Here is an 11,837-nt window from a genome sequence, read left to right as displayed (position 1 = left end):
ATTGACTTTTATATAGGTAGTGATAAAATACCTCTACATGCGAAAATTATAGAGAGGTGAAACTATGCAGATAATTAAGAATTTGAAGCCATATTGGAAATCGGTTCTGATCATTGTTCTGTTATTGATCGTTCAGGCATATTGTGATCTGGCATTGCCGGATTATACGTCGAAGCTGATCGATACCGGTATCCAGAATTACGGCATTGATCATTGTAGTCCGTTGCAGATCCCGGAAAAAGCGTATACCATTATTAAAGGGTTTATGGATGAAGATGATGTGACGGTGTGGGAAAAGTATTATGAGCAGTCGGATGATGGCATATACCGTATGACAGATGACGGCAAGGATCATATAGATGAGATCGATCAGGCGTGTATGGAGCCGATGATGATGTATTATTATCCATATACGATGGTGGATTCGGATGAAGATAATCAGTTAAAGCAGATGCTTGCAGCAAGCGGTATGACATTGGACGAGCTGCCGCCTGAGATGTGGAGTCAGATGGGAACGCAGATGAAGCAGATGATCGATTCCATGCGTGACAGTATGGGGGATGATATGATGATGTCATCTGCCATTACCTGTACAAGAACCTGTTATGACAGTATGGATTATAATTATAAGGATATCCAGATGTCCTATCTGAAACGTGTCGGTGTAGAGATGATCCTTATGACATTGTTAATGGTTGCATCGGCGGTACTTACCGGTCTGGTAGCCGCAAGAGTAGCTGCAGGTGTGGGCTGTGATCTGCGAGAAAGCATTTTCAAACGGGTTATTTCATTCTCAGATGCAGAGATCAATCGGTTCTCGACTGCATCCCTGATCACGCGTTCGACAAATGACGTTCAACAGATCCAGATGGTTACGGTTATGTTGCTCCGCATGGTTTTATATGCACCGGTTCTGGCAGTTGGCGGTATCATAAAGGTTGTAGAGAGCGGCGCCAGCATGGGATGGGTGATCGTAGTTGCGGTAGCAGGCATCCTGGTTGTTCTCGGAGTGTTAATGGCGATTGCACTTCCAAAGTTCAAGATCATGCAGGATCTGGTTGACCGTGTTAATCTTGTGTCCAGAGAGATCCTGACCGGTATTCCGGTTATCCGGGCATTTGGCAGAGAGAAGTTCGAAGAAGAACGTTTTGATAAGGCGAATAAGGATCTGACAAAGACATCATTATTTGTAAACCGTGTAATGACATTTATGATGCCGGTTCTGATGTTTATTATGTATGCGGTTACGATCCTGATCGAGTGGGTTGCGGCTCACAGAATCGATTCGGGTGAGCTTCAGGTTGGATCCATGACAGCGTTTATTACTTATACGATGATGATCATTATGTCCTTCTTAATGATCGGTATGTTATCCGTTATGCTTCCAAGGGCAGGCGTGGCAGCAGACCGAATCAAGGAAGTTATTGATACAGAGAGTACGATCTGTGACAAGCCGGATTGTAAGAAGTTAGAAGCTGTAAAGGGTGTTGTCCGTTACGAACATGTAAGCTTCGCATATCCGGGAGCGGATGAAGATGTTCTGACAGATCTTGATTTTGAAGCAAGACCAGGCGAGACGACAGCGATTATAGGAAGTACCGGCTGCGGTAAATCTTCCCTGGTGCAGCTTATGCCAAGATTCTATGATGTCACAGGTGGTAAGATCACGATCGACGGAACGGATATCCGGGATGTATCAATTGAGAGCCTTCGGGAGAATATCGGTTATGTGCCGCAGAAGGGTGTGCTGTTCTCCGGCACGATCGCATCTAATATCCGGTTTGGTGCAGAGGATGCAAGCGATGAACAGATGAAGAAAGCGGCAGCGATCGCACAGGCAACAGATTTCATCGAGGAAAAGGATAAACAGTATGACAGCAGCATTTCACAGGGTGGTACAAATGTTTCCGGCGGTCAGAAGCAGAGACTTGCGATTGCCAGAGCAGTAGCCCGGAATGCAAAGATCTATATATTTGACGACAGCTTCTCCGCTCTTGATTTCAAGACGGATGTAGCAGTCAGAAAAGCACTACGTGAAGACATGACAGACAGTACGGTATTCATCGTTGCCCAGCGTGTCAGCACGATCTTACATGCAGACCAGATTCTGGTACTGGATGAAGGAAAGATCGTAGGCAAGGGTACACACAAAGAGCTGATGGAGAATTGTCCGGTATATGAGCAGATTGCCCGTTCGCAGTTATCTGAAAAAGAGATTGCGGCGAGCATAGCGTAAGAACTCAGGAAAGGAAGGTAACAGACATGGAAGAAAACAGACCAAGACGTGGTGGACGACATATGGGACCTCCTGGAATGGGAGGCGGCGAGAAAGCAAAGGATTTTAAAGGAACCATATCGAAGCTGGTTCGTTATTCAAGAAAATATCTGCCGGCAGTGATCGTGGTCATGGTCATTGCGGTGTTCAGTACAGTATTCAATGTTGTCTGCCCGAAGGTACTCGGTAAGGCAACGACAGCATTATCAGAAGGCATTATGCGGAAGATAAATGGAATCGGCGGAATCGATTTCACCTATATCGGTAAGATTCTCCTGTTCTGTATGGGATTGTATCTGTTAAGTGTATTATTTAACTTTACACAGGGTATCATCATGACAGGTGTAACCCAGAAGCTATGTTACAAGATGCGTAAGGATGTATCTGAGAAGATCAACCGTATGCCACTTAAGTATTTTGAATCCAGAACCTATGGTGAGGTATTATCCCGTATTACAAATGATATTGATACGATGGGAAACGGATTAAATCAGAGTATCACACAGCTTATTACTTCGGTATCGACTGTTATCGGTGTATTTATCATGATGCTTACGATCAGCCCGCTTATGACGATGATCGCAATTATCATCCTGCCGATCAGTGTGGCATTAATGGGTATCATCATTAAGAAGTCACAGCGTTTCTTCAAACAGCAGCAGGAGTATGTCGGACATATCAACGGACAGGTTGAAGAAGTTTATGGCGGACATACGGTAATCAAAGCATTTAACAAAGAGGAAACAACCTTAAAGGAATTCCATGAGACAAATGAAGTCTTATACAAATCCGCATGGAAAGCCCAGTTCTTTTCCGGTCTGATGCAGCCGGTTATGATGTTTGTCGGTAATCTCGGATATGTAGGCGTAGCTATTTCTGGTGCGGCTCTTGCCATTCGTGGTACGATCACGATCGGTGATATTCAGGCATTTATCCAGTATGTGAAGAATTTTACACAGCCGATCCAGCAGGTAGCACAGGTTACAAATATGATGCAGCAGATGGCAGCAGCGGCGGAACGTGTATTTGAACTGTTAGAGGAAGAAGAGGAGGTTCAGGTTGTTGAGCATCCTGCTTCTGTCGAGGATATAAAGGGTGAAGTGGATTTCCGTCATGTGAAGTTCGGATACGATCCTGAGAAGATCATTATTCATGATTTCAGTGTTCATGTTGATCCGGGCAAACAGGTAGCGATCGTTGGTCCGACCGGAGCAGGTAAGACCACTATGGTTAAGCTTCTGATGCGGTTCTATGATGTAAATGAAGGAGCCATCCTGTTAGATGGTCACAATGTTAAAGAATATAATCGAAGAGAGCTTCGTGATGCTCTCGGTATGGTTCTTCAGGAAACATGGCTGTTTAAGGGGACGATCATGGAGAATATCCGTTATGGAAGACTGGATGCGACGGATGAGGAAGTAATTGCGGCAGCAAAGGCAGCTCATGCACATCGATTTATCTCGGCACTTCCGGGTGGTTATCAGATGGAACTGAATGAGGAAGTGACGAATATTTCACAGGGACAGAAACAGCTTCTTACGATTGCAAGAGCAATTCTTGCAAATAATCCGGTTCTGATCCTGGATGAAGCGACATCTTCCGTTGATACCAGAACAGAACACAGCATTCAGCGTGCAATGGATAATCTGATGAAGGGCAGAACAAGCTTTGTTATTGCTCACCGGTTATCGACGATCAAAAATGCAGATATCATTCTGGTCATGAAGGATGGCGATATCATTGAACAGGGTAACCATGAGGAACTGATGGCACAGAACGGATTTTATGCAGAGCTATATAATTCACAGTTTGAACAGGTATCTTAGCGCAGTATATAAGATATAAAAAAACAAAATATGAACAAGTACAGAACAGTCCTGCTTTTCTTATTTGATTACAAGAACTTCTCTTATTCGAATAAGAACAGGACTGTTTTTTCTTTACAGGACTGTTATTTATAATATGACAAATAATATTTTTTTATGTGATACTATGTCGAAATTGTATAAAATGTACAGAAAATAACGCGATATAAACTTTTTTTAGTCATTTTTATATACTTTTCTGCTTAATTATGCTAAACTGAAAAAGGATTTTGTATTTTAGAGGGGAGCATATATGGAGCGCAGAAAAATTGGAGTTATTATCGCGCAGGCAGAAGAGAATTCACAGAGCCTGTTTATGAAAGGATTAATGGAGGAGGCATATGTCTATGGATACGATATATGTGTATTTTCCATGTACTTAAGATTTCAGGATACGCTGTATAGACAGATTGGGGATTCGAATATTTATAATCTGATTCAATGGGATGCATTTGATGCGATCATTGTTCTTCCGGATACCATTCAGGCAACCGATATAGCAACCCGGTTAGAAGACAAAATTCACGAGGCATTCTCAGGAGTTGTTCTTTTCGTAGATAAGGACAGTCGTTATTTCCCGACTGTAAAGATAAATCATTATAAACCATATAAGAAATTGATCGATCATTTGATCGAGGTTCATCACTATTCCGATATTATGTTTTTAGACGGGTGGAAGAATCATATTCATTCCATACAGAGAGAACAGGCATATAGAGACAGTCTGACGGAGCATGGAATTCCGGTTGATCCGAATAATATTTATTATGGCAATTACTGGTATGATTCCGGCAAAGAGGTTGTGAAGCTGATTCTGGATTCCAGAGAGAAACTTCCGGAGGCGATCGCATGTGCAAATGACTGTATGGCAATCGGGGTAGCGGCGGAATTATTCAGTAATCATATTCATGTACCGGAGCAGGTAGCAGTGATTGGTTACGATTCTACCGAAGAAGGGAAAAACCTGAAATGCAAGTTAACATCCGCTGATATTCCGGCCAGAGAATGCGGCAGATATTGTGCGAAATATATCCATGCATCCTTTGAGAAAGAACCGATACCGGAATTTGAATCAGAATCCGTGATCTTTCAGGGGACAAGCTGCGGATGCGAAGGGAAAATGCAGCCGGAAAAATATTTTGATGAAAAAGAGAATTTCTGGAATACGGATCATGCGAAGATGGGATACTCATCTTATTATAACAAGTTTATGGAGGATTTGTTATCTGAACGGGATCACAGAAGTTTTTTCAATACGATATTTCAGCATGTATATCAGGTGCGGCCATTCCATTCGCTTAGTATATGCATGAATGATTACTGGAATTCATCGGAGGTTATGATCAGTGAGGATGCAATGCGTTCTAACGGATATACGGACAAGATATATCGTATCATAAAATGTGGACCGAGTGAACACACAGACAATCGTATCAGCTTTGATGACATATTTGAAATGAAAGAGATGATACCGGAACTATCTGAGCAAAGAGAGTGTCCGGAGACATTTTTCTTTACACCATTGTATTTTGATAACCGAAGCTTTGGTTATGCAGTTATTGGTTTTACAGATACAGAAGCACAGTTTACAGAGGTTTACATAAACTGGTTAAAGAGTATTATGCAGAGTATGGAAGCGTTTTATCGTCAGAATGGTCTGCGGGAGTTGTTGCGTCAGATGGAAGCAACACAGATTCGTGATGCAATGACCGGCTTGTATAATTATAAGGGCTTCTTACAGAAGGGAAATGAGCTTTGCGAAAATGCGACATTTGATGGTAAATCAATAGCAGTGATCGCGATTGATATTAATAAATTAAAGGATATCAATGCAAGCTATGGAAGAAAAGCAGGGGATGCTGCTATTTTGAAATTGGCACAGTTGATATCGGAAAGTCAGGATGATGATGCTATATGTGCCCGTATCAGTAATGATGAATTCGTTGTTGCATTCCCGGTTGAAGCATCTGATGAAACATGCGGAGAGGGATTTATCAAAAGTCTGTCGGATAAGATAAAGCAGTATAATGAATTGCGTAAAGAGGCCTATGAGCTTGAAATCTGCACGGGTATCCGTTGTGATATGATCTCCGGTTCGGAAGCCCTGGATCATCTGATCAATGAAACTATCAATGTGAAGAACAATAAGAAAGCCATAGAGCAAGGAAAAGAGGAAAGGGCAGGTGTTCTGACGGATAAACAGAAAGCGGATGATCATTTGATGGAATTTATTCTGGATAATAACCGGTTTGTTTATCATTTCCAGCCAATTATCAATGCCAGAACAGGAGATGTTTATGCATATGAGGCTCTAATGCGTGCGGACACAGAGCGTAAGATTTCGCCGCTTGATATGCTGGAAAGTGCAGATCGTCTGAATCGTTTATATGATATAGAAAAAGCGACATTTTTTAATGTGGTTGATTACATAGAGGAACACTCTCAGGATTTTGAGGGTAAGAAAGTATTTATTAACAGTATTCCGGGGTATCAGCTGACAGGTAAGGATAAGAAGAAATTAACTGAGATTATGGAACAGCATGCAGGAGAGCTTGTTGTTGAATTTACAGAAGAAACTGAGATGGGGGATGATCAGTTAAAGGAACTGAAGAACTCCTTTGCAAAGATGAACATTGAGACAGCTATTGATGATTATGGTTCCGGTTATTCCAATGTAAATAATCTGCTTCGGTATATGCCTCGGTTTGTAAAAATCGATCGTATGCTTATGACAGATATACACAAAGATATCCAGAAACAGCATTTTGTAAAGGATATTATAGAATTTGCGCATGATAATGATATTCTGACGCTGGCAGAGGGAATTGAATTGACACAGGAGCTGCGGGAGGTTATTAAGTTGGGCGTTGATCTGATTCAGGGTTATTATACATCAAGGCCGCAGCCGTATGTTGTGCGTTCAATCGATGAGCGTGTGATGAATGAAATTGTTCAATATAATCAGAGCCTGAATGCCAGACTGTATAAGAAAAAATATGAGACGGATTATAATGATACGGTTTCCATGGTACAGCTTGCCGCTAATAAATATACAAGCATTAAGGTTAAAAAAGCGCGGGGAATTAATAAAAAGATCATAATCAAAGGTTCTGTTGGTTTCCAGCCAAATATACTGATGTCTGTAGAAGATGGATTCCGTGGCACCATCATACTTGAGAATGTCAGTCTTGCGGGAGAACGCGGAATTCCGTGTATTGATATCGGTAAGAAGTGTAATGTAAATCTTCAGATTACTGGAGAAAACGAACTACGTACAGGAGGTATCAGAGTTCCGGACAGTTCAGTGCTTACGGTTGTAGGAGACGGTAATCTGACGATCAATCTGAATTCGGGAAGATACTTTGGTATTGGTAATTCATTGGATGAATATCATGGCGAACTCAACTTCTATCAGGATGGTGGAATCATCATCAATGCAAATGGTATGAAGGGCATTGGTATTGGTTCCGGACTTGGCGGTGTTATCAATATCAAACGCGGACATTATGAGTTTGATATGAAAGGTCAGGAAGGAGCCTGTATCGGATCTGTAAACGGTGATTCCGAATTGTTTATAGAATACTGCGACATGGATATTTATTCCGGTATATCAAACGGTACGATCATTGGATCTGTAAATGGTGATGCAGATATTAAGCTTGAGAATATATCGGCAAAGCTTCAGGGGGCAGGTAATGTTATAACCGGTATCGGAACGATTGCCGGTAACAGCTGTATGGTTCGTCTGGAAAATGTAAATATCTCGTCGAATATCCGTGCAAAGGAATGTTATGGCATTGGATGCCGTGCAGGAAAAACGGATATCTATATCGGATATGCAGCAGTTAAAAGCGTGGTACAGGGCAAGTCAGCGGTTGCCTTTGGTAATTCGGTCATGTCTGCCAAGCTGTACTGTTCCAATGCTGATGTTGGAACGAATGCCGTTACAGAGTTCAATTCAGATATCGGAGCACTTGAAAAGAATATACAACTGGAGAACGGTCGTGCAGAGTTTATCCTGAATGGACAGGAGGTCAAACGTCAGATTCTCGCAGCAAGATTATAAATAATTCCCGGCAGACTATTTCTGACAGATGGAATTGCCCCACGACAAATGACGAATTAAGATTTCGTTGTGAGCAGTTTCATCTGTCAGGGAAAGATTGCCGGGGCTTTTTGAATTATAAAAAGGCTGTTCGTAGGTGACGGTGTTGGAATAAAAAAACAGGTTTGCTTTTTTGAAGCAAACCTGTTTCAGTTTACGTGCATGAGAGGATTCGAACCCCCGACACCTTGGTCCGTAGCCAAGTGCTCTATCCAGCTGAGCTACATACACATGTTGTTCAACAACAGATAGTATTCTATACCAGTTCTATAAATTTGTCAAACAAAATCTAAGATTTTCTTAAAAATTTTCTGTATTTTTTTCAAGACACAATTTGATCTGTGGCTGAGCACCATCTCCATAGATCATATTTTTAATCTCCTGCATTTCGAGGTCTGTTTGAGAGATAACATCAGCACAATGTTTTAAGCGACCGGAGATAAGTTCGGGATCGGCGACATCCTTTTTATAACGGAGCTGGTGGTCAAGACTTGCCCAGAAGTCCATCGCGATGGTACGGATCTGAACTTCTACCCGCATATTTCTCGTATGGTCGGCAAAGAAGACAGGAACTTCTATGATCAGATGAAGACTACGGTAACCATTTGGCTTTGGATGGCTGATATAGTCTTTTGCCTCAATCAGAGTAATGTCATTCTGACTGATGAGCTTCTCTGCAACGGCGTAGATGTCATCGATAAAGGAACAGATAACACGGAGTCCCGCAACATCATTCAAATTATATACGATATTTTCTACAGATACCTGACATCCTTTTGAAGACAGTTTTGTTGCGATACTGACCGGTTTCTTGATGCGCGATTGGATAAATTCAATCGGATTTCGGTTGTAGCGAACGCTGAAATCTGTATTTAATACATCCAGCTTGGTCTGAACTTCCTTGATCGCACAGGAGTACATCATCATAAGCTCCTCGAATCGTTTCATGTCTTCTATAAAAGGATTCTGCTCCGGATATAGAAGTGCATCGATATAGCTTCTGTATATATTTGTATTTGTATTATTATCTTTAGCAGACATATTCATAATCTCCGTTTCTGTTTTAGGCAATCTTTATTTAATCAATTTGCATGAATAGACAAAATAATATCATCCATATTATTCTACTACATTTTAAAGGTAGAGTATACTATAAAAACGTGATAAAATGAGCATTGCGACGGAATGTGCTTGCACAAGCCGGCATAATGCGAGAAAGAAGTGAATTATATGAGATATTTGGATCGGCTGATTGCATCAGAGGTTCTTCCGAATGCTTATAAAGAGTGGCGGGGATACCGACAGAAGCTGACAGACTTTATAGAAGAAAATTGTGTGGCCGAAGGAGGGGGTAAGCCTGTTCTTGCTATATGGGGAGCAGGACGGTCAAATGACATCGATCTGGCAAGACTTGCAGAGAGATTTAAGCTGGTTTTGATCGATCGGGATGCAGAGGGACTTGTACAGGCGTGTAAGACCTATGGATTGGAGGGAACAGATGTTATTTGTGTGGATCTTCCTTTCTGGAATGTAGAGCTTGAGACTTATGAAATGTTTGAAGCATTGCTTGCAGAGGGTGAAGAGGCAGAGATCGTGATCGAGCATTTGAAACAGGTTGCATTTGACAACAGCCACAGGGTATTGCCGGATATTGGACGAAGGTTTGACTACAGCGTCTGCGTAGGACTTCACAGCCAGTTGAATGCGAGATTTGCAGGCCTGTTATATATGTATCGGGAGAATTATGACGAGGAAGAATTGCAGATGATCGAGAATGCGATCCGGGCATTAAACGAAGCCGCGGTTACCCGGACAAATGATGTAATCTATATGCTGACGGAGAAATTAATGGTGTTCGGGTTAGAATGGGCAGTTGTAAATGAATCCGCTATGGATCAGTGGGAGAAGTTTGTTCCGGAGGATATTGAAGGTGCGTTGCAGCTTCGTCATGACATCGGAATGCATAAGGATTTTGATATCCGGATCGAAGCGGAGCGGCGGTTGTTCTGGCCTTTTGCATGGAAGGAACGAAAGAAGGGGTACGTGATGGAACTGCTGGCAGTACAGCCTCTTGAATAATAGAGAATTGGGTATATATGAAGCCGGACAGAATATTAGCAAATTGAAGTGGGATGAACAGTAATAGAAAATCGGAAAAATTCCATAAAAAACAGGGGTAAAAACGTATAGCGGTTATAGGGAGAGACAAATGACAGACAGAGAATTTGGAAAATATATGTCTGCGATCGCACAGGGAGACAGGGAGAGCCTTCGGGCAGTGTATGACGAATATTTGAAGCTGATCTTTGCGGTGGTCTATGATACGATCCGGCAGAGAGAGGAAGCGGAGGATGTGACATCGGAGTTCTTCATCAAGCTTTATCGGATCGCAGACAGTTATAAGAAGGGAACCGGTCATAAGAGATGGCTTGTGACGATCGCAAAGAATATGGCGATCGACCGGATACGAAAGATCGATCGTGAAATGCTGGTGGATGAAATGCCGGAGCGAGACGAAGGAAAGACGATGGAGAGTCAGGTAGTGGAGAATCTGACATTGAAGCAGGCAGTTGCCACGTTAAAGCCGGAGGAGCAGGAGATTCTGGATCTGAAGGTAGTCGGAGGATTTACATTTAAAGAGATCGCGGAAATGAAAGGGCGACCGATCGGAACGATCACATGGATCTATAATCAGGCAATACAAAAATTAAGGAGGTGCAGGCTGTGAGAGATGAACAGAATAAGAACAGACAGACGGAAGAAGACAGATTCATAGAAGCTTATCTGAACCGAATCGATGCAGAAGCACCGGATCTGTGGGATCGGATCGAAGCAGGACTTGACCGTGAAGCAAAGGATGTAGAAGAAAAACAAAAGAAAACCTCAAAGGTAAAATATGTAATTCCGGTTCTTGCAATCGCAGCGGTTCTTCTGGCAGCAGTGATCGTGACACCGTTGCTGTCTGATTCTAAGCGACATTCGAAAGAAATAAATGCGGGTAGGACAACAGATGTTTCAAATGATGGGCTGGATGCAGCTGAGAATTCAAATATATCCGATCAGGCGGAAGATTATGTGGATGAAACAGCGGATTCCATACCGGAGACAGTACAGAATGAAACTGCCAACAGACCGACACAGAATACAACAGAAGATATACAGATGAATGGAGCCGGTGGAGATTCGTCCGGTGTTCAGGCGGAAGCAGGCCATACAACGAGTCAGACAGATGCACTGCAAAATGCTGGATGTACAGATCTTCAGGTGACGGAATCAGCTGATATGGATGCATGGCAGGAAATGAGTAATATAGCAGTTACACTTCAGATCACAGAGATTGTAACAGCAGAGCCGGATGCGGTACAAAAATATGTCGCAAAACTCTTGCAGGTATCTGATGCATCCGGGGAATTAATAACCGGTCAGGACATCGTATTGCAGCCGAAAGAAGCAGAGACATTTTCGGTAGGGGAAGAAGTAACAGGTACACTTCTCCGATATGATTCTGAACGACAGGCATGGATCTTAAGCAGACAGTAGTTGATCTGTAAGAAAAAATTCCATAAAAAGAGGATACCCATCCGTATCTTAG

At 42.3% G+C, this 11,837-nt stretch carries 7 protein-coding genes and 1 tRNA gene; 6 read left to right on the top strand and 2 right to left on the bottom strand.

What is annotated here, in order from left to right; all coding sequences use genetic code 11:
• Nucleotides 1-64 precede the first annotated feature (64 nt).
• From WKT03_RS08820 to WKT03_RS08810, 3 genes are all read left to right on the top strand, one after another.
• Nucleotides 65-2,236: an ABC transporter ATP-binding protein gene (locus tag WKT03_RS08820; protein ID WP_117785304.1), complete on the top strand. Its 2,172-nt coding sequence runs from the start codon at nt 65-67 to the stop codon at nt 2,234-2,236.
• A gap of 26 nt (nt 2,237-2,262) precedes the next feature.
• Nucleotides 2,263-4,101 carry an ABC transporter ATP-binding protein gene (locus WKT03_RS08815; RefSeq protein WP_117785305.1) on the top strand — a complete coding sequence of 613 codons (1,839 nt, stop codon included), beginning with the start codon at nt 2,263-2,265 and terminating at the stop codon, nt 4,099-4,101.
• Between the two features lie 292 nt (nt 4,102-4,393).
• Complete coding sequence (locus tag WKT03_RS08810; protein WP_340391615.1) at nt 4,394-8,206, top strand: EAL domain-containing protein; 3,813 nt, start codon at nt 4,394-4,396, stop codon at nt 8,204-8,206.
• Nucleotides 8,207-8,402: 196 nt separating this feature from the next.
• Here WKT03_RS08810 and WKT03_RS08805 read toward each other — a convergent pair.
• Nucleotides 8,403-8,476, bottom strand: a tRNA-Arg gene (locus WKT03_RS08805).
• Between the two features lie 69 nt (nt 8,477-8,545).
• Complete coding sequence (locus tag WKT03_RS08800; protein ID WP_117785307.1) at nt 8,546-9,292, bottom strand: GTP pyrophosphokinase; 747 nt, start codon at nt 9,290-9,292, stop codon at nt 8,546-8,548.
• Between the two features lie 183 nt (nt 9,293-9,475).
• On the opposite strand from WKT03_RS08800, the gene WKT03_RS08795 reads away from it, so the two are divergent.
• The 3 genes from WKT03_RS08795 to WKT03_RS08785 all read left to right on the top strand — a co-directional run bounded on the left by WKT03_RS08795 (nt 9,476) and on the right by WKT03_RS08785 (nt 11,785).
• Nucleotides 9,476-10,324 carry a hypothetical protein gene (locus tag WKT03_RS08795; protein ID WP_021943602.1) on the top strand — a complete coding sequence of 283 codons (849 nt, stop codon included), beginning with the start codon at nt 9,476-9,478 and terminating at the stop codon, nt 10,322-10,324.
• A 130-nt stretch (nt 10,325-10,454) separates the two neighbouring features.
• Complete coding sequence (locus WKT03_RS08790) at nt 10,455-10,973, top strand: RNA polymerase sigma factor (RefSeq protein ID WP_008401115.1); 519 nt, start codon at nt 10,455-10,457, stop codon at nt 10,971-10,973.
• A complete protein-coding gene (locus WKT03_RS08785; RefSeq protein WP_021943604.1) occupies nt 10,970-11,785 on the top strand; it encodes a hypothetical protein in 816 nt (271 codons plus the stop codon). Before WKT03_RS08790 ends, WKT03_RS08785 begins: the two co-directional genes overlap by 4 nt.
• Nucleotides 11,786-11,837: the final 52 nt, after the last annotated feature.

Origin of the sequence: Coprococcus sp. HCN-4056, from assembly GCF_037892645.1 — a bacterium.
In the GTDB taxonomy this organism is placed as follows: Bacteria; Bacillota; Clostridia; order Lachnospirales; family Lachnospiraceae; genus Coprococcus; species Coprococcus ammoniilyticus.
Note: the sequence above shows the minus strand (reverse complement) of the source record. Positions and strands in the feature narration are given on the sequence as shown.

Coding starts and splice junctions, on each gene's coding strand:
- WKT03_RS08810 (WP_340391615.1), top strand. CDS start 4,394: ATGGAGCGCAGAAAAATTGGAGTTATTATCGCGCAGGCAGAAGAGAAT.
- WKT03_RS08790 (WP_008401115.1), top strand. CDS start 10,455: ATGACAGACAGAGAATTTGGAAAATATATGTCTGCGATCGCACAGGGA.
- WKT03_RS08815 (WP_117785305.1), top strand. CDS start 2,263: ATGGAAGAAAACAGACCAAGACGTGGTGGACGACATATGGGACCTCCT.
- WKT03_RS08795 (WP_021943602.1), top strand. CDS start 9,476: ATGAGATATTTGGATCGGCTGATTGCATCAGAGGTTCTTCCGAATGCT.
- WKT03_RS08800 (WP_117785307.1), bottom strand. CDS start 9,292: ATGAATATGTCTGCTAAAGATAATAATACAAATACAAATATATACAGA.
- WKT03_RS08820 (WP_117785304.1), top strand. CDS start 65: ATGCAGATAATTAAGAATTTGAAGCCATATTGGAAATCGGTTCTGATC.